The following is a 24,381-nucleotide window of genomic DNA, read 5'->3' as shown; positions in this document are numbered from 1 at the left end:
TCTAGTAAATGCAGGTAGAAGGGATTTTGAAAGGGACAAGTTGCTCATATACCAAAAAATTGGGTAGTTGAATAGAAAAAAGGGGATTTCTTATTCCTATTTGTGAGCTTGAAGATTCGCTCTTGTTCTTTTTGTAAGGACGACGGACTTACGGTTAACCAGATAGATGCTGGCAATGATGAGGAACAGGCCGGCCAGCAGGGAGTAGGTAAACGGCTCGTCCAAAAACAAAATGCCGATCAAAATGGAAATTAAGGGCACAAGAAAATTAAAGGAGGCAATTTTGCTGGCATTTCCGGTCGAAATCAAGTGGAAATAAATGATCCATGCGATAGCAACCGAAAATAGTGCCAAAAACAATAGCGTAATGAGCAATGGTGTGCTCCAGGCGATCGCAGATAAGCCTTCAACCCCGCTTCCAATCCCCGTCATAATCAACCCGCCCATAATGCTTTGGATGGCAATCAGCCAAACACCATCGACCTTCACGCTGATTCTTTTCATATAAACGGTTCCAACTGCCCAGCTTAAGGCAGTAAGTATTCCGAGCGCAATCCCGATAGAGGAAATATGTGCCGATAATCCTCCCAGACTGATGGTCGCCACACCGGCAAAGCCGAGCAGCAGTCCGGTTAATTTAAGCGCAGTCATTGATTCTCCGATCCACAGCCAGGCAATAATGCCAATCAGTACAGGCTGCAGATAGACGATGACACTGAACAGTCCCGCAGGAACAAAAAGAAGGCCGATCGTCTGCAGACCGTAAAAAAGCACAGAATTAAATAATGCAGAAAGAAAGTACATTTTCCAGTTTTCCCTGAAGTGCAGCTTGTCCAGACGGTTCATAGAAAAAACAAACAGCAGAACACCTGCTCCAAGTGAGCGGAAGCCGGATAAAAGGATGGGAGGACAGTCACTCAATGCCACCTTTGAAATTGGCCATGTGACCCCCCAGGTCATCACCAGTACAGCAATAAAAAAAGCATTCAACCATGGAGACGTTTTTTTCATAGAGTATTCTCTCCCGTTTCAGATAAACATTTCAGTATGTAAAGTATATTTATATTTTCTGACATTCTGAGTGGATTTGCAATAGATACAACTTACCCTGTTTAACCGTAGATAAATATTTATATGTGGGAGAAAAGGGGGGTGAAAGGATAGAAAAACAGCAATGGATTACTTGATCCATTGCTGTTTTTTTCTAAAATTATGCTCTTGGAAAAATATCTGGACATTGCAGAGGCTGGTTCGGGAATACGCATTCGATGCTTCCGCACTCGATGTCGTTTGGACGAGGCTGGCAGTAACGGGCTTGTACTTCAAGTTTTACAAAGTCTTCAACAGTGATTTCCTGGCAATAGTCGGTTTGTACGGTGATGGTACCGTCTGCGTTAGGCAAGCCAAGAACTTCTGATGACGTTTGGAAAATGTTACACGTTACATTATCTGTGGAGAAGCCTTCAGGAAAGCATACACAGACACGCTCGGTGGTTTGCAGAGGACCGGTTTCAAAGCTGCACAGGATTTCGTTCGGAGTTACAGACGTGTTGATAAACTGAACCAATATGTTTGCTGTTTTGGAAAGGGTCACGCGTCCGATACGTGGATCTCCATTGTTAAGCCGGTTTACGCTGACAACTTCACAAGATGCCGAAATAAATGAAGTTTGGGATACAACAGTTTGTCCAAGCGCCAAAGCGGCATTGATAGCGGACACACAAGCTGCATCAACATTGACAATGAAGTCACGCTCAGTGGTAACCAGGACCCAGTCAAATAATTTTTGAGCAATGATACATTCGTGTTGAAGCTCTTGTTGCTGATTGATTTCAGACATTCAATCATCTCCTAAAAATATTTTTGCAGTTAACGATTGCGTTATCTACAATCCTATCCTATGTATTTACATAAAAGATGGACTGGACAAGTTCACTAACCTCCAAAAATTGGTAGTTTAGCGGATGTGTATAAAAAGACAGCAGTAAATCAACGATTCACTGCTGTCTTTTACTAAATTACCGTCTTGGGAAAATATCCGGACACTGCAGAGGCTGGTCAGGGAACACACAGTCGATACTTCCGCAATCGATGTCGTTTGGACGAGGCTCACAGTAACGGGCTTGTACTTCCAATTTCACGAAGTCTTCTACTGTGATTTCCTGGCAGTAGTCGGTTTGTACGGTGATGACGCCATTAGCGTTAGGCAAGCCAAGAACTTCTGTTGCTGTCTGGAAAATGTTGCATGTTACGTTGTCTACAGAGAAGCTCTCAGGGAAGCAAACACAAACCCGCTCAGTGGTTTGAAGAGGGCCAGTTTCAAAGCTGCACAATACCTCATCCTGGGAGGTGTTAATAAACTGAACCTGAATGTTGGCTGTTTTGGAAAGAGTGACACGGCCAATTCGAGGGTCTCCATTTATTCGGTTTACGCTGATAACCTCACAAGAAGCGGACAAGAAAGTAGCTTCGCCAACAACAGTATCTCCAGCAGCTACAGCAGCATTGATCGCATCCAGACATGCGGAATCTACATTGACAGTGAAGTCACGCTCGGTGGTGACAAGAACCCAGTCAAACAATTTTTGAGCGATGATGCACTCGTGGTGGTAGTTTTGCAGATTGATTTCAGACATTCAATCATCTCCTTATTATTCTTGTAGCTAACTATTACGTTAACTACACTATTATTCTATGAATTCTTGTGAAAGAGGGACTGGACAAGTTCCCTATCTTTGAAAAAATGATAGATTTGCGGAGACATTACGGAAAATGGAACCTTCGTACAACTTTTTCATAGACATAAACTATGAAGATTAACGGAGGGAAAGGAATTTGGTCATTGATCTGTATTTTGACGGTCAGAAAAAAGGAAGCATTAATGCCGCTGATTTGTATTTCTATGTCACGTATTTTGAACAAAAAGGATTCAAGCTGTCCTTTAATCCCCTAAAAAAAAGATTGACTGTTTTATCAGGCAGAAGCCGTCAAATTACCATTCATGTGGACGGCAAGGCAGATGAGCGGGAGAAAAGGCTTGCGGCTGGCCTGTCAGACATACTGAGTGCAATGGGGATCCTTACAACCTGGGATGAAGACGAGCTGGGAAGCATTCTGAACGTTTACTTATCCACAAAGAATACCAACTCTTATGGGATCATGATTGAACACGGAGGAGGAGCAGAAGCGCTGATGCGGAGGCTGAAAAAAGACAGGGCGATATCTGGTGATCTTTTTCGGTTTAAGAATAAGTGGTTCCTTTTGCCTCTTGATGTGATTAAGCTTCAAATAGGGTTGAACAGCAAGCAGGATGAAGCATTAGCACTCAAGCACCTTCAACTGATTGGATTTCACTTTGGCCTGGGAATCGCTGAGCATTATAAGCAGGGTGGAGGAGAGGAAGTCGATTGGAATGTTTTGTTCCCGGCTGGCACAGTCAGACATGAAGAAAAACCTGCAGAGGGGAAGGAGTCTTCTTCCTCAGATGAAAAAACGTACAGTGCGGACCTGGTACTGGATTATACGGTTTTCCATGAAGAGCCGCTCTCTGGAGAAGATGCCCTTTCTGTTACAGCCAAAGCCATCATGACCAACACTGGAAGTCTGCCGATCGCTCAGCCGATGCTTTGCCTGCGGTTCTCACCGCCAGGGAAAATGAAACTGAACGGAAAGCTTTTTACAGCAGAACGGCTGCAGGAGATCACACCTAACCAGATGAATTTGCTTCAGGATGCCTGGCGATATGTCGAAGCTGACGGCCAGGTGAAAGCCAGGGAAACGGGGGATTATTGGCTGAGACCTGTTGTGTCGACGACCCTGAATCCGGGGCAGCAGCTTATTTTTGATTTTCAGCTCTCTTTTTCCCCTTTAGCTGAAGGCGAGGGTATATCATGCGCCGCTTTTATGACAGGAAGCAACGAAGAAGTAAAAACTGTATCCAAAAATACCATTCGAATCACCCGTTAAAAAAGACACAGTTTTCGCTGTGTCTTTTCATGTGTCTTCTATTATATAGTAGATGATGGGTAAGCTTGATGAATGACCTCTAAAAAGGCAGAGACGTTTCTGTTTTCCTGTGCCAGAGGTGAATAAATATAGGAAAGCTTCCTGTGAAAGGAGTGATGGTCAACTTTAATGATTGATAGATTCTCATATTGCACATCCCGCTCAATCACACTTTTTGATAGAAGGGAAAGCCCGAGACCATGGATCACCGACTCTTTGATGCCTTGATTAGAACTGATGGTAAGAAGCGATTTTGTCTTCAAGCCGTTGGAGCGGATAACATGATTTAAATAATCGCGGGTCCCGGAACCAGCTTCCCTTGACACCCATTCCTGGTTTTGCAGATCATCTATTGTAACTTTATCCTTTGAGGCCAGCGGATGGCTTGGAGAAGAAACGATAAACAATTCGTCCTTCATGAAGGGATGGACGGAAACTTCTTTTTCATTCGTTTGTCCTTCAATCAATCCGATATCCACCTTATAATTGCGCACAGAAGACACAATTTCCTCCGTGTTGCCAATCAGTACCTGAAGCTGCAGTTCAGCGTGGTTTTTTTGCAGCTGATATAATAGGGCAGGAAGAATATATTCACCGATGGTAAAGCTCGCCCCGATCTTCAGCTCTCCTTTTATTGTTGTATGGTGTTCAAGGATTTGCTGCCTCGCTTGTTCATAAATGGTCAGAATCTGCTTTGCGCGGTCGTATAAAATTTCACCGGTTGGCGTGATTTGGAGAAACTTCGGCGACCGGATGAACAGCTGGGTTTGAAACTCTTTTTCCAGGTTTTTTATGTGCAGGCTGACGCTCGGCTGTGACATCCGGAGCTGCTCGGCGGTCTTTGTAAAGTTCTTTACTTCTGCCAGCGTTACGAAGGTTTTTAAGGCATCATAATACATAATGCAAAACGTCCTTATCAATTAGTTTTTTTAATAGTAGTAATAATTAATATGTATTTTACTAATGTTATGGACTGCGGTAAAGTAGATACTATAAAATTTTTTAAGGGTTCTGACTATTTTTAAGATTAAAACCGACTTAATAGATCGATTTAATTTAGTCTTAATGGGTGACCTTAATTTATAAAATGACGGGAAATTTAAATGTGAGGTGTTATCATTGCAACTTCAGGCAACAAACAGTCCATTTACCCAGGAGCAGGCAGAGCTGCTTAACCAGCTTTTGCCGACCCTGACAGAATCTCAAAAAGTATGGCTTTCCGGCTTTCTTGCTGCATCACAGGCAGCGCCTTCAGCAAGCGGCGAAACGCCGCAGGCGGTTCCTGCCGCCGCACCTGCAGCTCAACCGGTTTCAAAAGAAATCACCATCCTCTACGGATCCCAAACCGGGAATGCCCAGGGTATTGCAGACAGCAGCAGCAAAACCCTTAAGGAAAATGGGTATGAAGTGACCGTTTCTTCCATGAGTGATTTCAAGCCTAATCAATTGAAGAAACTCAAAAATCTTTTAATCGTTGTCAGTACGCATGGAGAAGGAGATCCTCCGGACAACGCCATATCCTTTCATGAATTTGTCCATGGCAAGCGTGCTCCGAAGCTTGAAGGGCTTCGTTTTTCCGTATTGTCTCTGGGAGACAGCTCTTACGAGTTTTTCTGCCAGACAGGAAAAGAGTTCGATAATGTGCTTGAAGATCTTGGGGGAACCCGCCTGACACCTCGTGTCGATTGTGACCTTGATTACGATGAACCCGCAGCCGAGTGGCTTTCAAACGTGGTGGAAGCATTAAATGGTAAACAGGAAGAAGAAACCGGCGGAGTCTCACCGGCGGGTGTTCCGGCAGCTTCAGGAGAATCCCAATTTTCACGAACAAACCCATTTCAAGCTGAAGTGCTTGAAAACATTAACCTGAATGGACGCGGATCAAATAAAGAAACGCGGCATATCGAAATTTCTCTGGAAGGCTCCAATTTAAGTTATGAACCGGGAGACAGCCTGGGAATATATCCGGAAAACGACTCTGTTTTGGTCGACATGCTGCTCGATGAGCTAAAATGGAATGCTGAAGAAATCGTTACCGTAAACAAAAAGGGCGATGTGGCTCCGCTGAAACAGGCGCTGATTACCAATTTTGAAATTACGGTTCTCACGAAGCCGCTTCTGCAGCATGCGGCACAATTTACCGAAAATGAAAAACTGCATGAGTTGTTGTCAGCAGGACATGAAGAAGAACTGAAAAACTACCTTTCCGGCCGCGATCTGCTGGATCTGGTTCAAGACTTTGGTCCATGGGCCGTTTCACCGCAGGATTTTGTCAGCATGCTGAGAAAGATGCCTGCCCGGTTGTATTCCATCGCTTCAAGTCTTGAAGCCAATCCGGACGAAGTTCACCTCACCATTGGTGCTTTACGGTATGAATCTTTTGGGCGGAACCGAAACGGTGTATGTTCCATTCTTTGTGCGGAACGGCTCGAGCCGGGGCACACGCTTCCGGTATACATCCAGCATAACCAGAATTTCAAGCTGCCTGAAAACGGCGAAACACCGATCATTATGGTTGGTCCTGGAACCGGGGTGGCACCATTCAGAGCCTTTATGCAAGAGCGTGAGGAGCGGGGAGCTGAGGGGAAATCCTGGATGTTCTTTGGCGATCAGCACTTCGTCACCGATTTTCTTTATCAGACAGAATGGCAAAAGTGGCTTGGAAGAGGTGTCCTGACAAAGATGGATGTGGCCTTCTCTCGTGATAGCGAGGAAAAGGTGTATGTTCAGCACCGTATGCTTGAACAAAGCAAGGAATTTTTCCAATGGCTTGAAGAAGGGGCAATTCTCTATATTTGCGGTGATGAGAAAAACATGGCCCATGATGTGCATGAAACATTGATCGGCATCATTGAAAAAGAAGGAAGCATGACACGCGAACAAGCGGAAGACTATGTGGCCCGTATGCAGCAGGAAAAACGATACCAGCGTGATGTGTATTAAGCGGGAACAGAAAGGAGTTTAACAGATGTCAAATCCTAAATTAAAAGCACCGGAAGGCAAACCGAGTGATGTTGAACGTATAAAAGATGAGAGTAATTATTTGCGGGGCACACTGAAGGAAGTGATGCTCGACCGGATCAGTGCAGGTATACCTGACGATGACAACCGGCTCATGAAGCATCACGGCAGCTATCTTCAGGATAACCGTGATCTGCGCACTGAGCGCCAGAAGCAAAAGCTTGAACCTGCTTATCAATTCATGCTTCGCGTTAGATTGCCAGGCGGTGTCGCCACGCCATCACAGTGGCTTACCATGGATCAGCTCGGAAATCAGTATGGCAACGGAACACTGAAATTGACGACCCGGCAGACGTTCCAGATGCACGGTATCCTGAAGTGGAATATGAAAAGTACAATCCAGGCGATCCATGCTTCACTTATGGATACAATTGCCGCTTGCGGAGATGTGAACCGGAATGTACTGTGCGTTTCAAACCCATATCAATCTGAAATTCATTCAGAAGTGTATGAGTGGTCCAAAAAACTGAGCGAATACCTTTTGCCGAAAACAAGAGCATATCATGAGATTTGGCTGGATGAAGAAAAGGTGGCTGGCACACCGGAGACAGAGGAAGTGGAACCGATGTACGGGCCGCTTTACCTGCCTCGTAAATTCAAAATCGGCATTGCTCTTCCTCCGTCCAATGATATTGATGTCTTTTCACAGGACCTTGGATTAATAGCGGTTGTAGAAGATGGTAACTTGACTGGTTTTAATATTGCCATTGGCGGCGGTATGGGCATGAGCCACGGAGACAAGGAAACGTATCCGCAGCTGGCTAAAGTAATTGGTTTTTGCACGCCGGACCAGATTCTGGAGGTTGCTGAGAAAATCATTACCATCCAAAGGGACTATGGAAACCGTTCCAAGCGAAAGAACGCCCGTTTTAAATATACGGTTGACCGCCTGGGTGTTGAAACTGTGAAGGAAGAATTGGAAAACCGGCTTGGCTGGAACCTTTCTGAGGCGAGAGATTTTTCTTTTGAAGATAACGGAGACCGATACGGCTGGGTGGAAGGGCTTCAGGGGCTATCACATTTCACGCTGTTTATTGAAGGCGGCCGTGTGACGGACTTTGAAAATTACAAGCTGATGACGGGGCTGCGCGAGATTGCCAAGGTTCATACCGGGGAGTTTCGTTTAACTGCCAACCAGAATCTGATTATCGCCAATGTGGCGGAGGAAAAGAAGCAGGAGATCATCAATCTTCTGGAACAGTATGGAATGCTCGACAGCCAGAACGTTTCTGCCATCCGCCGGAACTCCATGGCTTGTGTAGCACTTCCGACGTGCGGTCTTGCCATGGCTGAAGCAGAACGCTATTTGCCCGAGCTGATGGATAAAATTGACCTGATTGCAGATGAAAACGGATTGCGAAACAAGGAAATCACGGTCCGTATGACAGGATGCCCCAACGGGTGTGCACGCCATGCACTTGGGGAGATCGGCTTTATCGGCAAGGCGCCGGGCAAATACAACATGTATTTGGGTTCGGCATTTGATGGCAGCCGTTTGAGCAAGATGTACCGTGAGAATATAGGGGAAGAAGAAATACTGAAAGAATTGAGCGTTCTTTTCCCAAAATACGCGAAAGAGCGCCTGGAAGGCGAACACTTTGGAGATTTTGTCGTTCGAAGCGGTATCATTGAAGCTACAACAGACGGCACCAATTTTCATCAATAATAAAAAACAAGAGGCTCCGGCGTAATGCCGGGCCTCTTGTTTATTATTGAAGGGTGCGGTAAACACCGATTACTTTTCCCAGGATGGACACATTGGGAAGAAGGATGGGTGATAAAGAGGAATTTTCAGGCTGCAGGCGAATATGATCTTTCTCCTTAAAAAACCGTTTGACGGTTGCTTCATTCTCCTCTGTCATCGCTACGATGATATCGCCGTTTTCCGCTGTGGGCTGCTGCTTTACGACAACCAGGTCCCGGTCGTAAATGCCTGCTTCAATCATACTGTCTCCTTCTACAGTTAACATAAAAACATTATCGTCACCTACAACATGCTCTGGAAGGGAGAAGTAATCATCCACGTTTTCAATGGCTGTAATCGGTGATCCGGCGGTGACCTTACCGATGATCGGCACATTAACGGATCGTGATTTTGTGATGAGCTGGTCGGACTCGAGCCCCAACACTTCAATAGCCCTTGGCTTGGTGGGATCCCGGCGTATCAGCCCTTTTTTCTCCAAACGCGAAAGATGGCCGTGAACGGTAGAGCTGGACGCCAGCCCGACCGCTTCCCCAATCTCCCGGACGGAAGGAGGGTACCCCTTTGCGTTTACTTCCTCTTTAATAAATTCCAGTATATCAACTTGTCTTCTGGATAACTTTGTCATTATTTGCACCTCATTCACTGAATACTCTTGAAAAAAGTATAGCATTTAAAAGCTCGATATACAAACATAAGTTCGAAAAAAACACTTGAAAAGAACAATTGTTCCCCTTATAATGAGAACAAATAGGAACAAACATTCGTAGGGGTGATTGGAAATGAAGGGATTTTCACCGGTAGTTATGCTAGTATCAATTGTGGCAGCAGGGTTTTTGATGTTCGCCCATCAGACACATGTTGAAGGCTCAAAGGAATATATGGAGATTACAGTCAATAAAGGAGATTCACTCTGGGAAATTGCAGAGCAATATACAAAGGACCACAAAAACAACTGGGAATTTGTTGACTGGGTGGAGAAGAATAACGGAATTCAGGCAGGTGCCATTACACCGGGCCAGAAGCTCATCATTCCTATCAAAGCAGAAAAAGACAGGTGATGTTACTTGAACGCTATTATTTATTGCAGGGTGAGCACAGAGAAGGAGGAGCAGGCGGCTTCTCTTTTTCGGCAGGAAGAAGAATTAACAAAATTGGCAAGGGAGCATGGTTTTACGATCGTTTCTGTCATTAAGGAACGGGAAAGCGGCTACAGCCTCGATCGTGACGGGTTGCTCCGGATCATTGAAATGGCTCAGAACGGTGAGTTTGAGGTTCTTTTGGTTTCGGATGATACACGTCTGGGCAGGGGGAACGCCAAAATTGTACTCCTCCATGAACTGCTGAAACGTGAAATAAAAGTGTATACCTTCAGCAGCCAGGGAGAGTATCACCTTTCCGAAGCCGAATCGATGGTGCTCGAGATTGTGGCTGTCGTGGAAGAGTACCAGAGGAAGCTCCACAATTTAAAAATAAAGCGCGGAATGAAAAAAGCGATTCAAAAAGGGTATAAACCGCAGAAAAATCTAAAGAACATCCATCAGGGCGGACGGGAGCGGAAGGAATTGCCGATTGAAGAAATTATCCGTCTTCGCCGGATGGATCTTACGTTCGCTGAGATTGCGGGCACACTCCGGGGGTTTGGGTATGAAGCTTCAAAAGCAACGGTTCACCGCCGGTACAAAGAGTATATAGAAAGTGCTGAGACTGGAAACCCTACCTGATATTCGTTTATGATAAGCCTATCGAATATAAAGGAGAGGTGTGTTTATGCTTACACCAGACAAATTGGAACGGATCAACGTTCTTGCCAAGAAGTCGAAACAAGAGGGCTTATCCACAGAGGAAGCCGCAGAGCAAAAGAAGCTGCGGGAAGAGTATTTGAAGAATGTCAGAACTTCTTTTCAAAACAGACTGCATTCATTGACCATCATTGATCCTGAAGGCAATGATGTAACACCTGAGAAGCTGAAAGAAAGCAAAAAAAGCCAAAAAAATATTAAGCATTAACAGATGCCTGATTTCACTGAAATCAGGCTTTTTTCTTGTTGCAAAATTCTGAATTTCCTATATACTGTACTATAACAACTTCGGAAGGGGAGAACATAGTGGCCTTTTCAATAACCGATTCTGTTGTAAAACTGTATAGTGAAATTAATTTGAACGAGGGGGAAGCCATTCGCCTTTTCGCACGGTATGCAGGAAGCACAAGCAATGGCGGATATTCATTAGGTGTAATTCCGGCAATGCCAGGTGATGGTGACCAAATCCATGAAGTGAGCGGACTGACATTTTTCGTTAAACCGGACGATGAGTGGATTATCAAGGAAATGAAGCTGGACTATAATGAAACAGAGGACGTCTTTTTCTGTGACCTTCCTGCACTTGCATAAGAGACTACTGTCTGTATTATAACAAAAGTTATAATACAGGCTTTTTTGTTTGCATGATGGGAATAGTTTAAGGGAAACTAATGGAGGGCATTGTGCTTGTATAAACGGGCCAAAATGTTTATGATTGAATCGACAAATCTTTTACATATGTGCATACGTGATTCATATGTAGATGAAGGGATGATGAAATTAATGTCTACTGCTTCAATTGATCAATTATCTATTAACACTATTCGTACTTTGGCTATAGATAGCATCGAAAAAGCCAATTCCGGTCACCCGGGGATGCCTATGGGGGCAGCGCCTATGGCGTACAGTCTTTGGACAAAGTTCATGAACCACAATCCAGAGAACCCGCAATGGTTCAACCGTGACCGTTTTGTACTGTCTGCCGGACACGGTTCCATGCTTTTATACAGCCTTCTTCACTTATCCGGCTATGATCTTTCCATGGACGACCTTAAAGAGTTCCGTCAATGGGGAAGCAAGACGCCTGGACATCCGGAATACCGTCATACTGCGGGTGTAGATGCGACAACTGGTCCTCTTGGACAAGGTATTGCGATGGCTGTTGGTATGGCAATGGCTGAACGCCACTTGGCTGCAACCTACAACAAGGACGGTTTTGACCTGGTTGACCACTATACGTATTCCATTTGTGGTGACGGAGACCTAATGGAAGGTGTTTCAGCTGAGGCTGCTTCCCTCGCCGGTCATCTTGGACTGGGAAAACTTGTTGTAATGTATGATTCAAACGACATTTCACTTGATGGTGATTTGGATCTTTCCTTCTCTGAAAGTGTAGAGGATCGTTTTAAAGCCTATGGCTGGCAAGTGATTCGTGTGGAAGACGGCACTGATCTGAAAGAGATCGAAAATGCGATCGCTGAAGCGAAAAAAGATACGAACCACCCAACACTTATTGAAGTTAAAACAGTGATTGGCTTCGGTTCTCCGAACAAATCAGGTAAATCAGCTTCCCACGGAGCGCCGCTTGGAACTGATGAAGTTAAACTGACTAAAGAAGCTTATGACTGGGTATTTGAAGAAGATTTCTATGTTCCTGATGAAGTAAGAGACCACTTTGCTACAGTGAAAGAAGAAAACCAAAAGAAAGAAGCAGAATGGAATGACTTGTTCGCCCGCTACGAAAAAGAGCACAGCGAAGCAGCTGCTCAACTAAAGCTGGCAATGGACAATAAACTTCCTGAAAACTTTGATGCTAACCTTCCTGAATTTGATAAAGCGATCGCTACACGGGCTTCATCAGGAAATGCATTAAATGCTTTTGCACAAAACATTCCTTGGCTGTTTGGCGGTTCTGCTGACCTTGCAGGATCCAATAACACAATGCTAAAAGGAGAAACCAACTTCAGCCGCGAAGATTACAGCGGACGCAACATCTGGTTTGGTGTTCGTGAATTCGCAATGGGTGCAGCGGTAAACGGTATGGCACTACACGGCGGATTAAAAGTCTTTGGAGCAACATTCTTCGTATTCTCCGATTACTTGCGTCCGGCCATTCGCCTTGCGTCCATCATGGGTCTTCCTGTAACGTTTGTATTCACACATGACAGTGTGGCTGTCGGTGAAGACGGACCTACCCATGAGCCGGTTGAACAGCTTGCGTCTCTTCGTGCAATGCCTGGCTTGTCCGTTATCCGCCCTGCGGATGCGTATGAATCAGTGGCAGCATGGAAACTGGCACTTGAAAGCACAGATACACCAACGGCTCTTGTGCTTACAAGACAAGCTCTTCCAATCCTGCCTGGAACAAAAGAGAACGCCTATGAGAACGTTAAAAAAGGTGCTTATGTGATTTCCGAAGCAGAAGGAACTCCACAGGCGATCCTCCTTGCCTCAGGATCTGAGGTAAGCCTTGCGGTTGAAGCTCAAAAATCCCTTAAAGAAGAAGGAATCAGCGTTTCTGTTGTTTCCATGCCTGCCTGGGACCGTTTTGAAAAACAATCCGCAGAATATAAAGAAAGTGTATTCCCATCTTCCGTACGTGCCCGCCTTGGCATTGAAATGGCTGCTTCTCAGGGCCTTCATAAATATGTGGGTCTTGATGGAGACGTATTAGCGATTGATAAGTTCGGTGCTTCTGCACCAGGAAACAAAATCATCGAAGAGTACGGCTTTACGGTTGAAAATGTTTCAAACAAAGTTAAAGCATTGTTGAAATAATAAATGCAAAGACCCGGAGGAATTTCCTCCGGGTCTTTTTGTATTCGACAAAAGTAGTGATTTCAATCTTCAGCATCAGACAACTATTTTAAAGGACATGCTTTATACTGTGGGAAAAGCAAAGCGAGAGTAGGTGGCGGGGGCTTGAGAGAGTATTTCATTTATAAGCTGAAAGATGAGGTAGCTGAGCAATACTTTGGAAAAGAGACCAAGCTTTTTCAGCTCTTTTTAGAGGAATACAAAACCTTTACCGCACAGAAGGATGTCTTGCAAAAGCAAATCGAATACATCACGTCTCCGCTCCATATCGATCCCATACAAGCCTTTTTAAAGCAGATGCTGCTTTCCAAAAAGGGTTTTCACACCGAAGTTCATTCCTTTTTGCTGGAAAGCGACCGCAGTTCTGCCCGGCTCAGTTTTTCGGAACGCTACCTCATCCTTCAAAGCGTAGGTGGTTTTGAAGCGGAAACTATCATTTTTGAAACGATGCGCAAATATGAACGCTGCTTTTTTGCCATGGATTTTAAATATTATCGATATGGCTGGCTGAATCCGTTGAAAGCCAGAACAGGATACGGCTCATAAATATTTTGGCATCCATCTTGTATATGTTTATCACTTTATAGTAAACTAGTGCTAGACAACATGAAGGAGGAAGTTTTACTATGTTTTATTATATCCTTGTGGGTATTCTAGCGCTTCTTGCAGGCGTCGCTATCGGCTTTTTCATTGCCCGCAAATACATGATGAGTTATCTTCAAAAAAATCCGCCAATTAATGAAAACATGCTTCGGGTCATGATGATGCAAATGGGCCAGAAACCATCCCAGAAGAAAATTAACCAAATGATGCAGGCAATGAACAAACAAATGAAGTAATAAATCAGTTTCAAGCTGATTTTTTCTTCAACAACGATAAAGAGTTGATCATTTCTTACGTCACTGGTTAAATTCATCTTTATCCTTGATACCGGATTTGTTCTTCTTAGATCTTGTAATCAGCCGCCTTATGGTCCATTTGGACTGTAGGGCGGTTTTTTTATGCAAGAAAGGATTTTTAAAATTTTCATTATTTGGTAAAATAAAGAGGATGTTTTTTGCGGGAAGGGGATGCAGGATTTGAATGTGTTTTGGGACTTGATGTGGTATTTTAAGCAGGAAAAAAGAAGGTACCTGACCGGAATTGCGTTGCTTTCTCTTGTGTCGCTTTGCCTTCTTGTTCCGCCGAAAATCATCGGCTATACGGTGGACCATATTAAAAATAATTCATTGACCGAAAGGCAGCTTGGCAGTTACATGCTGATTCTGGCGGCGGTCGCGGTCACGGTATACATATTGCGTTTTTTCTGGAGAGTTCTGATTTACGGAGCTTCCATTCAGCTGGCTTTGCTGCTTAGGAACCGGCTCTATACCCATTTTACAAATATGTCTCCCCGCTTTTATCAAAAAAGAAGAGTAGGAGATTTGATGGCCCACTCCACCAATGATTTGCAGGCGATTCAGCAAACCGCAGGGGACGGGGTTCTGACGCTCGTTGATTCTTCCATGATGGGAGGTTTTACCCTGATTACGATGGCATCAACAATCAGCTGGAAGCTGACGCTTATCAGTCTTCTGCCGCTTCCGTTCATGGCCTGGTCAACCAGCCGGTACGGTACCATGCTGCACGAGCGTTTCCATAAAGCGCAGGAAGCTTTCTCAGAGATGAACGATAAAGTGCAGGAAAGCATTTCTGGAGCACGTGTCATTAAAGCATTTGGCCAGGAAGAGGAGGATGTGGATGCCTTCAAGGCATTATCGAAGGACGTGGTCCAAAAAAACATTGCGGTGGCGAAGGTGGATGCATTGTTTGATCCGACGATCTCACTCGTGGTTGGTGCTTCATTTTTTCTCGCCGTTTCTTACGGTTCGTTCCTTGTTTTAAACGGTGAGCTCACAATCGGGCAGCTTGTGTCCTTTACAAGCTACCTCGGTCTGCTGATCTGGCCAATGCTGGCATTCGGCTGGCTGTTTAATATCGTAGAAAGAGGAAGAGCTTCCTATGACCGTGTGACGGCACTGTTGAAGGTCAATGATGTGATTTCTGAAAAAGAGGATGGAATACAGAAAACGCCCGCCGGGTCGGTCGTTGTAAATCTTACATCCTTTTCGTTTGAGGAAAATGGCCAAAAAGCTTTACAGGATATCCATTTTGAACTGAATGAAGGGAAAACCATGGGGATTGTCGGTAAAACAGGCAGCGGAAAAACGACACTTTGCCGGCTTTTACTAAGGGAGTTTGAAGTGGAAGACAATCAGATCTTTCTGGCAGGACATGATATAAACGATTATCGCCTTCATGCGGTGAGGGAAGCGATTGGCTATGTGCCGCAGGATCATTTTCTCTTTTCTGCAACCGTTGCGGAGAATATTGCCTTTGGAAAATATCGCGCTTCTTTTCAAGACATTAAACAGGCAGCAAAGGATGCCGCCGTTTATGAGGATATCGTTCAGTTTAAAAACGGATTTGAAACCGTTGTGGGCGAGCGCGGGGTAACCCTCTCCGGCGGGCAAAAGCAGCGGATTTCCATCGCGCGGGCTCTGCTTACAGAACCGGAGCTGCTCATTCTCGATGATTCTCTGTCGGCAGTGGATGCCAGGACAGAAGAAGACATCCTGAAAAACCTGAAACGGAAACGAAAAGATAAAACGACGATCATTACCGCTCACAGGCTGTCGAGTGTGGGCCATGCCGATCTTATCCTGGTGCTGGATGAGGGCAGGATGGTCCAAAAAGGAACACATGAAGAGTTGATTGCTGTGCCCGGCTGGTACAGGGATACGTACGAGCGCCAGGCGCTGGAATCATTAATCGCAAAAGGAGGATGAGCATGGACCAGGCAAATACGAAAGTAATCAAGCAGCGGACTGTGTTCAGCCGGCTTCTTTCCTATCTGAAACGCGATCAAAAACGTCTTATCGCTGCATTTGCGTTGTTGATCATTGCGACCGGAACCGATCTTCTCGGTCCAATTATTATTAAGATATTCATCGATGATCACCTGACACCGCGAAGCTTTGAACCGTCTGTAATGGTCCTTATGGCAGGAGGATACATCGGTATCATTGTGTTGTCCTGCCTCCTGAATTACGTTCAGCTCGTTTTGTTTCAAACGGCTGCCATGAACATTATTCAAAGCATGAGAATTGATGTGTTTTCGAATGTGCATGACCTGGGGCTTCGTTTTTTTGACCGTACGCCTGTTGGCAGCCTCGTGTCAAAAATTACAAATGATACGGAAGCGATCAAGGACTTTTATGTGAGTGTTCTATCCGCGTTTGTACAGAACATCGTCTATTTAGCAGGCATCTTTATCGCGATGTTTTACCTGAACGTGAAATTGGGATTATTCTGTCTGGTGCTTCTTCCGGTAATCGGCTTCATTATGGTCTTGTACCGCAAATACAGCTCCCAGTCCTTTTTGCACATGCGTGAAAAGCTCAGTGAACTGAATGCTAAACTCAATGAGTCGCTGCAGGGGATGAGCATTGTTCAGGTTTTTAACCAGCAGAGACGTCTGAAAAAAGAGTTTGCGGATGTAAACAAAGAACATAATGAAGCGTGGATGAAGAATATTAAATACAATGGCCTCTTGCTTCGCCCGGCGGTAGATCTCGTCTATGTCCTAGCCATCATGATTGTTCTCTCGTTTTTTGGCATTAAGTCATTTTCGAGCCCTGTTGAAATTGGGGTCATTTATGCGTTTGTCAATTATATGGACCGCTTTTTTGAACCTGTCAACATGCTGATGATGAGGCTGTCCATGTTCCAGCAGGCAATTATTGCCGGGAGCAGGGTGTTTGAACTCTTGGATGAAGATGATCAAGCACCCGGAACAAAGGGCTCCAGTGATCCTGTCATCACCGAGGGAGCCATTGAATTTAAAAATGTCACGTTTTCGTATGACGGCAAGCACCCGGTCTTAAAAAACATTTCATTTCATGCCCGTCCTGGTGAAACAGTCGCACTTGTGGGGCATACCGGGAGCGGCAAAAGCTCGATCACCAATTTATTAATGAGATTTTATGAGCTTCAGCAGGGAGAGATCACGATTGATTCGGTACCGCTGTCTCATTACAGAAACGATGAACTTAGAAGCAAAATGGGACTGGTGCTGCAGGATTCGTTTCTTTTTGCCGGGAATATCGCCCATAACATCTCTTTGTTCAATACAGATATAACGAGGGAACGGGTGAAGGAAGCCTCTGATTTCGTCCAGGCCTCAGAGTTTATTGAAAAATTGCCAGACGGTTATGATCAGGAGATTGGAGAAAGGGGATCCACCTTTTCTACCGGTCAGCGCCAGCTCATTTCGTTTGCCCGTACGATGGCTTTTGAGCCGAAAATTCTTATTCTCGATGAAGCGACTGCCAATATCGATACCCAAACGGAAGATGCGATTCAGCATGCTCTGCATAAAATGAGATCGGGCAGAACCACCATTGCGATTGCTCACAGACTGTCAACCATCCAGGATGCAGATCAGATTCTGGTTCTCCACAAAGGCGAAATTGTAGAACGGGGAACCCATCAGGAATTGATTCAGTTTGGAGGTCTTTATTTTAAAATGTACACCCTTCAGCAAAAAGACAAACCAACTGAAGAGGTGAGCTAGCTAAGCTTCTTTTTGTTGAAGAATGGTTCCAATAAACTTAAGGTATTGCATATAGGGGATGGATGCTTGATTTTACAGTTCCGTTTTTCTTTTTAAGGTTTTTTTGGGGTAAACTATCCAGTAGTAAACAGTACACTGTGCAGATCAAGAAATCAGAAGGTTTTCTTATGATTGCCATGGTTGTCATGGTATACTTTTAAATGGATATCGAAATTTACTTCACTTCTTGTAACCAGGATGTCTGGCGGTTTACAAGGATTATAAGGAGGTACAGATTGGAACGAAGCAGCAACGACCTTATTTTAAAAACTACCACAAATATTATTGTGTTTATCATCCTTGCATTCTCGGTCAATTCTTTCTTTTCCGGACATAACGCGCCCGGCGGGGGATTTATTGGTGGATTGATGGGTGCAGGAGCTATTGTTTTATTATATCTGGCTTATGGGATCGGCCCAATCAACCGCGTAATCCCAGTCAATTACCGGATTGTGCTGGCAGCGGGTCTTTTAATTGCTTTTTTGACAGGCATGGGCTCGTTTGTTTTGGGCGTTCCATTCTTAAGCCATTCATTTGGACACTTTCACCTGCCGCTCCTTGGTGATACCGAGCTTGCTACAGCGATGCTGTTTGATCTGGGTGTCTATTTGACAGTGCTTGGCGTAACCATGACAATTATCTTATCGATCGCAGAGGATGATGGGGATACATCCGATTAAGAAAGAAGGAAAGAATGTTGTTCTTCATTGCGAGCAGTATTGTGGCAGCTGTCATGGCTGTAACCGTTATTTTTGTCCGTTTAAAAGCTACGAAAAAACCGGCTTCCCTAAAAAAAATCATCCTGCCTCCATTTTTCATGTCCACCGGCTTTCTCATGTTCGTGGTTCCCATGTTTCGTGTTACATGGATGGAAGCATGGGAGGCTTTTCTGGTAGGATGTCTTTTTTCCATATTTCTCATCAAAACGAGCAAGTTTGAGAAGAGGGGAGGGGAGGTCTACCTGATCCGGTCCAAAGCGTTTGCGGCGATTTTGATCATTCTGTTTTTGATCAGGATGGCGATGAAAACGTACCTCGGCCATCAGATCTCTTATCCGGAAACGAGCGGGCTGTTTTTTATCGTAGCGTTTGGCATGATCCTTCCCTGGAGGGTCGCCATGTATTATGGCTATAAAAAAGTGCTGCAATCATAAAAAACTCGATCACCATTGGTGATCGAGTTTTTTTTATCCCAGTAAGCGTTGGTAAGGGGAGAGGTCAATTTGCTTTTCGTTCAATTTCTTGACCAGCCATTTGTGGTCGCGTTTTGGGGTTGCGATGATATACCCGCGAACAATCAAATCCTGGGTCATGATCGAAGCCTTCTCGGAAATAGCGAGTTCCCCGATTTTCCCCGCAATCTTTTCGCGGGCTACATCCCGGAACAATTCAGGAACCGGCGAGACGAGTTCTTCCAGAAATTCTTTTTGCTTTGGCGTCCATAAATGTTTGGTTTGGGAGATATAGTACTCCTGCCAATCAAGTATGGATTTGCCGTCTTCTTTCGGAAGGCGTTTTAAAAACTTTCGAAACATAAAATATCCGCCGATCGCAAACATGGAAATTAAAAAAACCGTCCAAAGTGCGATGAACAGAAAAAAACCTGTAGTCATATATGTCACCCCGATCAATATGGTTGTCTGAAACCACATTATGTACCCTTCCTTTATTATATAGTTGGAAAGCGCTTTAAATCAATATCCATCTGTTTTGGAATGGCGAAAGGGGAGGGGTAGTTTCGGGAAAAAATCTAAACGACAGTAAACGACACCATTTTCGGACTATAACAGTTTGGAATTTCGGACTATAACAGTTTCCGCATTGGTACAGAAGGTTATAAACAATGATACAGGGAGACTTGTGGATAAGTGTGAATAACGCGAGCTGTGGATAAACATGGGGAAAACTCAGCGTGCATAAATATACACCTATGCATAAAAGAAATATACATCCATGCATAAAAGTAGGTTTGTTTAAAGTTGAGAGGGAACGATACCCCCCTAGTGTGTATGAGCTTCGGGAAATAGCGGGTCCTTGGCTTGACTTCTGTTCCGGAGCAAGGGTAAGCTGTCCGTACAAGCAATCATTTTATGGAGGTGCTATCTAAAGTGAGGTTGAACAACAAACGAATTTTAAGTTTTGTACACCATGATTTTGAAGACCTGGAATTATGGTATCCGATTTTGCGATTACAGGAAGAAGGAGCATCAGTGGATCTTGCCGGGGAAAAAGCAGGAGAAGTGTATAAAGGAAAATACGGAGTGCCAGCTGCCGCTGATCTTTCGTTTGAAGAAGTCGATCCGTCAGGTTATGATGCGCTGCTCGTTCCGGGGGGCTGGGCACCGGACAAGCTGAGGCGTTTTCCGAAGGTGATCGAAATTGTGAAACATATGGAGGAACATCATAAACCGATCGGACAAATTTGCCATGCAGGCTGGGTGCTGATTTCCGCCAAAATTCTTGAAGGCAAAAAGGTAACAAGCACTCCTGGTATCAAGGATGACATGGAGAATGCGGGTGCCGAGTGGCTCGATGAAGCTGTGGTCGTTGACGGCCATCTCGTTTCAAGCCGCCGGCCTCCGGATCTGCCTCCTTATGTGAAGGCTTTTGCCGATGTGATTGCAGGGGATTATGAGAGACAATAAAAAAAGAAGGCGGCGCTGCCGTCTTCTTTTTTTATCTTTTTATTAAGATCGAATCATCTAAAATTGGCGGGACCATGTGGGAATCGAACCCACCGGAGACGGCACGCGCCTCCCGAAAAGTTTTGAAGACTCAGGCAAGCACCAGCTACGCTTCTGGCCCCGTGGCAGCAGCGCTATTTTTTGATCAGTTCTTCTTCAAAATAAAAAGTGGATGGATTTTCTTTTACGACATATGAATAGCGTTTCATGTTTTTGATGAATTTGCAGCGCAATACAGTAACCATCTCATCGGTAGCTTTAATTTTAACGGATTCCCCCGCAATAAACTGGTTTGTTTTCAGGTTCACTCTCTCCCTTGTTCATTATAAAGAATGATTTTTCTTGACGTGAAAAAAGAGTGAAGAATTCACTCTTTTACTACTTTCCAGTCATATAAGTCTTCAACCTGGCAGTCAAGTTCTTTAGCGATGGCCATCGCATTGCTCAAGCTCATGACTTTTTTAGATTGATAATCGTTTAGCTGATCCACTGAAATATTCGTGCTTTTGGAAAGAGCTTCAATCTTCATTTTTTTCTTCGCGATCAATGTTTTCAGGTTGCTTTTCTTCGGCTTATAATTGCTCAAAACGCCACCTCACTTTTATTTAGTATAGCACAATGCGTGCAGGATAGATAGCTTTGATAACATGATGGCTGTCTGGCGTGATAAAATGAATTTATATGAAAACAAAAGGGAGGCGGGAATCTTGGCAGCAAAACATGTGACAATCGGCATTGCCGGTCATATTGATCATGGAAAAACCGCCTTGACGAAAGCGCTCAGCCAGGTGGATACAGATACGCTGAAGGAGGAAAAAGAACGGGGTATTACTATTGAGCCCGGAATCGCTCCTTTCTCCTTAAATGAAAATATCTCAGCCGCCATCATAGATGTTCCGGGGCATGAAAAATTTATCCGACAGATGATTGCCGGTGTCGCCGGGATCGATTTGGTGATCCTTGTCATTGCGGCCGACGAGGGTATCATGCCGCAAACCGTTGAGCACTTTGAAATCCTGCAGTTCCTTGGGATCACAAATACGGTTTGTGCCGTAACGAAGAGTGATAACGTGGATTCCGAATGGAAGGAGTTGCTGAGTGATGAGATTCAAGGGCTGATAAAAGGGACCGCTCTTGAGGAGTTTCCTATTCACTTTGTGGACAGCCTGAGCGGAGCTGGGATCGAATCCTTAAAGAATGAGCTCGTGCAGATGGCGCAATCTGTTCCGCCAAAAAGTCTTTCAGGACCTTTCCGGCTGCCTGTTGATCAGGCTTTTACCGTAAAAGGGCAGGGAACAGTAGTTCGCGGAACGATCGTTGAAGGCCGTGTTTCAACTGGTGATCTGGTCGCTTTAATGCCGGGGGAAAAACACGTGCGGGTCAGACAGCTGCAGGTGCATAATGAAGCGGCAGAGACCGCCGGTGCCGGCCAGCGTGCCGCCATGAACCTGGCAGGCTTAAGCAGGGAAGAGGTCACACGGGGACATGTCCTCGTGTCGCCGGGGCAGTATCCGGTAAGCGATTGTTTGGATGTCTTGCTTATACTCGGAAATAATGCGAAGAATCTGAAGCAGCGCCAGCATATTAAATTTTACATAGGAACGTCAGAAGTTATGGGGAAGATCGTTTTCTTTGACCGGAATGAAGCCAGGGAAAAAGAGGGGGACATCTATTGCCAGGTGAGATTGTCAAACCCGGTAGTTGCAAGAAAAGGGGACCGGTTCATTCTCCGGCGGCCTTCTCCCGAAGAAACAATAGGCGGTGGTGAAGTGATCGATCCAATGGGAGAATCGTATCGGTTTGGCATGGCTACGGTAGATCAGCTAAAGAAAAAAAGGGAAGGAACACCGCTTGAATGGGCAAAGAGGGAGCTGGAGCGCAATGGTGCTTTATCTGAAGCAGAACTTTATACCGTTCTTGGCAGAAAAGAGGACTCCTCCGATAGAGTACATGAGCTTCTTTCCACCTCTTTCATCACTGAGATCCAAAAGGGTGTTTATGCCCTCACCGAAAAAGTTGATGAAATGAAAGGAGAATTGATTTACCGTATTCAAAGCTACCACCGGCACCATCCTCTGCGCCAGGGAATGGATAAAGCCGAGCTGCTTCACAGCTTTCGCGAAGAGAAGGGAAATCTGATTCAGTACAGCCTGAACTCACTTTTATCTGAAGGGGTTCTTGGGCAGGAGAATCAATTTATCCGCAATCATTCTTTCGCCCCGCATGTGCCGAAAGAATGGGAGAAACGCTTTGATCAGCTGGAGAACCTTTTGCTGCGTCAGGGTGTGGAGGCACAACCGTTTTCGGAGCTTTACGGGGAGGGACAGCTGCCCGAGAATCTTTATAGGGATTATGCAGGGTTTTTGATTTCCTCGGGTGCAGCCTATCAGCTTGAGGATGACAGGCTGATTCATGCCTTAGTGGTGAACCGGCAAATGGGAGCATTGAAGAAGACGTTCCCTGAATCGTTTTCTGTTCAGGAAGCCAAAGCGGTATTAGAAGTTTCAAGAAAGTATTTAATACCGTATCTGGAGCTGCTCGACAGGATCGGTTACACTCTCCGTGAAGAAGGAAGACGCCGCTGGAAAAACAAAAAAACTCCGAAATAACGGAGTTTTTTTAATAATATACGTTTATTAATTTTTCCTTGCGTTCGGATACGTATCCAATTATAGCGGCTTGAAGCACGCCGGCGCTGTGGAGATCAGCGAGACACTTGTCCGCTTCCTCCGCAGGAAGGCTGATCAGAAGTCCGCCCGATGTCACAGCATCACATAATATCCATTGATCACTTTCCTGCAAATCACTGTGGTAGAAAATCAAATCCTGTATCCAGCGATGGTTTGCTTTAGTGCCTCCGGGAACCACGCCGTCAAGAGCGAGCTCTTTGGTTCCCTCTACGACCGGAACGTCAGAATAGGTGATGTTCATTGAAATGTTCCCGCTGCCTTTGGCCATTTCACTTGCATGTCCGAGCAGCCCGAATCCTGTTACATCCGTTACGGCATTGGGATGATAAGAACTCAAGGTTTCAGCCGCTTTTTTATTAAGTGCGGCCATGATCTCTGACACCTCACGTATTTGCTCATCGTTCAGGCGGTTCTGTTTAATGGCCGTTGTTTGGATACCGATGCCGATTGGCTTGGTTAAAATAAGCATGTCACCGGGCTTGGCGCCGACATTTTTATAAATGCGGTCAGGGTGGACAAAACCGGTAACCGACAATCCGAATTTCGGCTCCTGGTCGTCGATGGAATGCCCGCCGACGAGGGCGGCTCCTGATTCTTTTACCTTGTCAGCCGCTCCTTTCAATATATTGGCCAAAACATCATGTCCCAGTTTTTTTAAAGGAAACCCGACAATATTCAATACGGTTTTTGGCGTGCCGCCCATCGCATAGACATCACTCAACGAATTGGCGGCCGCAATTTGGCCGAACATATAAGGATCATCGACGATTGGTGTAAAGAAATCCACCGTCTGAATCAGTGCGAGTTCATCGCTCACTTTATAAACCCCGGCATCATCAGATGTTTCCAATCCGACGATCAGGTTGGGATCCGGTTCTCTTTCTGGTAAATGGCACAAAACTTGTGCCAGGTCCTCTGGACCAATTTTGCAGCCTCAGCCGCCTTTTGTGGAAAGCTGGGTTAAACGAATTTTATCCTGGCTTGTCATGTACTGCACCCCCTTTTAG

Annotated in this window: 25 protein-coding genes and 1 tRNA gene; 16 read left to right on the top strand and 10 right to left on the bottom strand. The window is 45.1% G+C overall.

The features are described from left to right. Nucleotides 1-96: 96 nt before the first annotated feature. The 3 genes from QYB97_RS02370 to QYB97_RS02360 form a co-directional block, all read right to left on the bottom strand. Nucleotides 97-1,011 carry a DMT family transporter gene (locus QYB97_RS02370; protein ID WP_301164344.1) on the bottom strand — a complete coding sequence of 305 codons (915 nt, stop codon included), beginning with the start codon at nt 1,009-1,011 and terminating at the stop codon, nt 97-99. A gap of 199 nt (nt 1,012-1,210) precedes the next feature. Further along, on the bottom strand, nt 1,211-1,840 hold the full coding sequence (locus tag QYB97_RS02365; RefSeq protein WP_301164343.1) for a BMQ_0737 family morphogenetic spore coat protein: 630 nt from the start codon (nt 1,838-1,840) through the stop codon (nt 1,211-1,213). Nucleotides 1,841-2,018: 178 nt separating this feature from the next. After that, nucleotides 2,019-2,636: a BMQ_0737 family morphogenetic spore coat protein gene (locus tag QYB97_RS02360; protein WP_301164342.1), complete on the bottom strand. Its 618-nt coding sequence runs from the start codon at nt 2,634-2,636 to the stop codon at nt 2,019-2,021. Nucleotides 2,637-2,835: 199 nt separating this feature from the next. On the opposite strand from QYB97_RS02360, the gene QYB97_RS02355 reads away from it, so the two are divergent. Next, nucleotides 2,836-3,966, top strand: a complete 1,131-nt coding sequence (locus QYB97_RS02355) for a hypothetical protein (protein ID WP_301164341.1) — start codon at nt 2,836-2,838, stop codon at nt 3,964-3,966. Nucleotides 3,967-4,007: 41 nt separating this feature from the next. Here QYB97_RS02355 and QYB97_RS02350 read toward each other — a convergent pair whose 3' ends face one another. Then, a complete protein-coding gene (locus tag QYB97_RS02350) occupies nt 4,008-4,904 on the bottom strand; it encodes a LysR family transcriptional regulator (RefSeq protein ID WP_301164340.1) in 897 nt (298 codons plus the stop codon). Nucleotides 4,905-5,124: 220 nt separating this feature from the next. Here QYB97_RS02350 and QYB97_RS02345 point away from each other — a divergent pair, with 220 nt between their 5' ends. Further along, nucleotides 5,125-6,948, top strand: coding sequence for an assimilatory sulfite reductase (NADPH) flavoprotein subunit (locus QYB97_RS02345; RefSeq protein WP_301164339.1), 1,824 nt, complete (start codon nt 5,125-5,127; stop codon nt 6,946-6,948). 25 nt (nt 6,949-6,973) lie between these two features. Further along, nucleotides 6,974-8,692 carry an assimilatory sulfite reductase (NADPH) hemoprotein subunit gene (gene cysI, locus QYB97_RS02340; RefSeq protein WP_301164338.1) on the top strand — a complete coding sequence of 573 codons (1,719 nt, stop codon included), beginning with the start codon at nt 6,974-6,976 and terminating at the stop codon, nt 8,690-8,692. Between the two features lie 43 nt (nt 8,693-8,735). On the opposite strand, the gene lexA is transcribed toward cysI, so the two are convergent. Then, nucleotides 8,736-9,356 carry a transcriptional repressor LexA gene (gene lexA / locus QYB97_RS02335; RefSeq protein ID WP_301164337.1) on the bottom strand — a complete coding sequence of 207 codons (621 nt, stop codon included), beginning with the start codon at nt 9,354-9,356 and terminating at the stop codon, nt 8,736-8,738. 154 nt (nt 9,357-9,510) lie between these two features. Between lexA and yneA the strand changes: the two genes are divergently transcribed. From yneA to QYB97_RS02280, 11 genes are all read left to right on the top strand, one after another. Further along, a complete protein-coding gene (gene yneA, locus QYB97_RS02330; protein ID WP_301164336.1) occupies nt 9,511-9,789 on the top strand; it encodes a cell division suppressor protein YneA in 279 nt (92 codons plus the stop codon). Nucleotides 9,790-9,795: 6 nt separating this feature from the next. Next, complete coding sequence (locus QYB97_RS02325) at nt 9,796-10,452, top strand: YneB family resolvase-like protein (RefSeq protein ID WP_301164335.1); 657 nt, start codon at nt 9,796-9,798, stop codon at nt 10,450-10,452. Between the two features lie 46 nt (nt 10,453-10,498). Next, nucleotides 10,499-10,738 carry a DUF896 domain-containing protein gene (locus tag QYB97_RS02320; protein WP_301164334.1) on the top strand — a complete coding sequence of 80 codons (240 nt, stop codon included), beginning with the start codon at nt 10,499-10,501 and terminating at the stop codon, nt 10,736-10,738. Between the two features lie 98 nt (nt 10,739-10,836). Further along, nucleotides 10,837-11,121 carry an iron-sulfur cluster biosynthesis family protein gene (locus tag QYB97_RS02315; RefSeq protein ID WP_301164333.1) on the top strand — a complete coding sequence of 95 codons (285 nt, stop codon included), beginning with the start codon at nt 10,837-10,839 and terminating at the stop codon, nt 11,119-11,121. Nucleotides 11,122-11,313: 192 nt separating this feature from the next. Further along, on the top strand, nt 11,314-13,308 hold the full coding sequence (gene tkt, locus QYB97_RS02310; protein WP_301164332.1) for a transketolase: 1,995 nt from the start codon (nt 11,314-11,316) through the stop codon (nt 13,306-13,308). 144 nt (nt 13,309-13,452) lie between these two features. Continuing rightward, nucleotides 13,453-13,893 carry a sporulation inhibitor of replication protein SirA gene (gene sirA / locus QYB97_RS02305; RefSeq protein ID WP_301164331.1) on the top strand — a complete coding sequence of 147 codons (441 nt, stop codon included), beginning with the start codon at nt 13,453-13,455 and terminating at the stop codon, nt 13,891-13,893. An 80-nt stretch (nt 13,894-13,973) separates the two neighbouring features. Then, a complete protein-coding gene (locus tag QYB97_RS02300; protein ID WP_061969769.1) occupies nt 13,974-14,186 on the top strand; it encodes a YneF family protein in 213 nt (70 codons plus the stop codon). A 240-nt stretch (nt 14,187-14,426) separates the two neighbouring features. After that, nucleotides 14,427-16,175, top strand: a complete 1,749-nt coding sequence (locus QYB97_RS02295; RefSeq protein WP_301164330.1) for an ABC transporter transmembrane domain-containing protein — start codon at nt 14,427-14,429, stop codon at nt 16,173-16,175. Then, entirely contained in the window at nt 16,172-17,962 is a 1,791-nt protein-coding gene (locus QYB97_RS02290; protein WP_301164329.1) for an ABC transporter ATP-binding protein, read from the top strand. Before QYB97_RS02295 ends, QYB97_RS02290 begins: the two co-directional genes overlap by 4 nt. 275 nt (nt 17,963-18,237) lie before the next feature. After that, nucleotides 18,238-18,681 carry a Na(+)/H(+) antiporter subunit B gene (locus tag QYB97_RS02285; protein ID WP_301164328.1) on the top strand — a complete coding sequence of 148 codons (444 nt, stop codon included), beginning with the start codon at nt 18,238-18,240 and terminating at the stop codon, nt 18,679-18,681. A gap of 14 nt (nt 18,682-18,695) precedes the next feature. Next, a complete protein-coding gene (locus QYB97_RS02280; RefSeq protein WP_301164327.1) occupies nt 18,696-19,154 on the top strand; it encodes a CcdC family protein in 459 nt (152 codons plus the stop codon). A 33-nt stretch (nt 19,155-19,187) separates the two neighbouring features. On the opposite strand, the gene QYB97_RS02275 is transcribed toward QYB97_RS02280, so the two are convergent. Continuing rightward, nucleotides 19,188-19,613: a DUF2621 domain-containing protein gene (locus tag QYB97_RS02275; protein ID WP_301164901.1), complete on the bottom strand. Its 426-nt coding sequence runs from the start codon at nt 19,611-19,613 to the stop codon at nt 19,188-19,190. A gap of 495 nt (nt 19,614-20,108) precedes the next feature. Between QYB97_RS02275 and QYB97_RS02270 the strand changes: the two genes are divergently transcribed. Beyond that, the gene (locus QYB97_RS02270) at nt 20,109-20,645 is read left to right on the top strand and encodes a type 1 glutamine amidotransferase domain-containing protein (protein WP_301164326.1); all 537 of its coding nucleotides are present in this window, start codon (nt 20,109-20,111) and stop codon (nt 20,643-20,645) included. A gap of 64 nt (nt 20,646-20,709) precedes the next feature. Here QYB97_RS02270 and QYB97_RS02265 read toward each other — a convergent pair. The 3 genes from QYB97_RS02265 to QYB97_RS02255 all read right to left on the bottom strand — a co-directional run bounded on the left by QYB97_RS02265 (nt 20,710) and on the right by QYB97_RS02255 (nt 21,270). Beyond that, nucleotides 20,710-20,806 (bottom strand) — tRNA-Sec (locus QYB97_RS02265). A 12-nt stretch (nt 20,807-20,818) separates the two neighbouring features. Continuing rightward, complete coding sequence (locus QYB97_RS02260; protein ID WP_301164932.1) at nt 20,819-20,992, bottom strand: hypothetical protein; 174 nt, start codon at nt 20,990-20,992, stop codon at nt 20,819-20,821. 59 nt (nt 20,993-21,051) lie between these two features. Next, the gene (locus QYB97_RS02255; protein ID WP_301164325.1) at nt 21,052-21,270 is read right to left on the bottom strand and encodes a helix-turn-helix domain-containing protein; all 219 of its coding nucleotides are present in this window, start codon (nt 21,268-21,270) and stop codon (nt 21,052-21,054) included. A 121-nt stretch (nt 21,271-21,391) separates the two neighbouring features. Here QYB97_RS02255 and selB point away from each other — a divergent pair, with 121 nt between their 5' ends. After that, nucleotides 21,392-23,293 carry a selenocysteine-specific translation elongation factor gene (gene selB / locus QYB97_RS02250; RefSeq protein WP_301164324.1) on the top strand — a complete coding sequence of 634 codons (1,902 nt, stop codon included), beginning with the start codon at nt 21,392-21,394 and terminating at the stop codon, nt 23,291-23,293. 10 nt (nt 23,294-23,303) lie between these two features. Here selB and selD read toward each other — a convergent pair whose 3' ends face one another. After that, complete coding sequence (selD, locus tag QYB97_RS02245; protein ID WP_301164323.1) at nt 23,304-24,362, bottom strand: selenide, water dikinase SelD; 1,059 nt, start codon at nt 24,360-24,362, stop codon at nt 23,304-23,306. Nucleotides 24,363-24,381: the final 19 nt, after the last annotated feature.

The organism is Fictibacillus fluitans (genome assembly GCF_030418125.1).
Lineage (GTDB): Bacteria > Bacillota > Bacilli > Bacillales > Fictibacillaceae > Fictibacillus_C > Fictibacillus_C fluitans.
This window is presented reverse-complemented; position numbering and strand designations above follow the sequence as displayed.

What these genes read in the sequence shown, in the direction of transcription:
- QYB97_RS02370 (WP_301164344.1), bottom strand. Translation starts at nt 1,011, where the DNA reads ATGAAAAAAACGTCTCCATGGTTGAATGCTTTTTTTATTGCTGTACTG.
- QYB97_RS02365 (WP_301164343.1), bottom strand. Translation starts at nt 1,840, where the DNA reads ATGTCTGAAATCAATCAGCAACAAGAGCTTCAACACGAATGTATCATT.
- QYB97_RS02360 (WP_301164342.1), bottom strand. Translation starts at nt 2,636, where the DNA reads ATGTCTGAAATCAATCTGCAAAACTACCACCACGAGTGCATCATCGCT.
- QYB97_RS02350 (WP_301164340.1), bottom strand. Translation starts at nt 4,904, where the DNA reads ATGTATTATGATGCCTTAAAAACCTTCGTAACGCTGGCAGAAGTAAAG.
- cysI (WP_301164338.1), top strand. Translation starts at nt 6,974, where the DNA reads ATGTCAAATCCTAAATTAAAAGCACCGGAAGGCAAACCGAGTGATGTT.
- lexA (WP_301164337.1), bottom strand. Translation starts at nt 9,356, where the DNA reads ATGACAAAGTTATCCAGAAGACAAGTTGATATACTGGAATTTATTAAA.
- yneA (WP_301164336.1), top strand. Translation starts at nt 9,511, where the DNA reads ATGAAGGGATTTTCACCGGTAGTTATGCTAGTATCAATTGTGGCAGCA.
- QYB97_RS02320 (WP_301164334.1), top strand. Translation starts at nt 10,499, where the DNA reads ATGCTTACACCAGACAAATTGGAACGGATCAACGTTCTTGCCAAGAAG.
- tkt (WP_301164332.1), top strand. Translation starts at nt 11,314, where the DNA reads ATGTCTACTGCTTCAATTGATCAATTATCTATTAACACTATTCGTACT.
- QYB97_RS02300 (WP_061969769.1), top strand. Translation starts at nt 13,974, where the DNA reads ATGTTTTATTATATCCTTGTGGGTATTCTAGCGCTTCTTGCAGGCGTC.
- QYB97_RS02290 (WP_301164329.1), top strand. Translation starts at nt 16,172, where the DNA reads ATGAGCATGGACCAGGCAAATACGAAAGTAATCAAGCAGCGGACTGTG.
- QYB97_RS02280 (WP_301164327.1), top strand. Translation starts at nt 18,696, where the DNA reads ATGTTGTTCTTCATTGCGAGCAGTATTGTGGCAGCTGTCATGGCTGTA.
- QYB97_RS02275 (WP_301164901.1), bottom strand. Translation starts at nt 19,613, where the DNA reads ATGACTACAGGTTTTTTTCTGTTCATCGCACTTTGGACGGTTTTTTTA.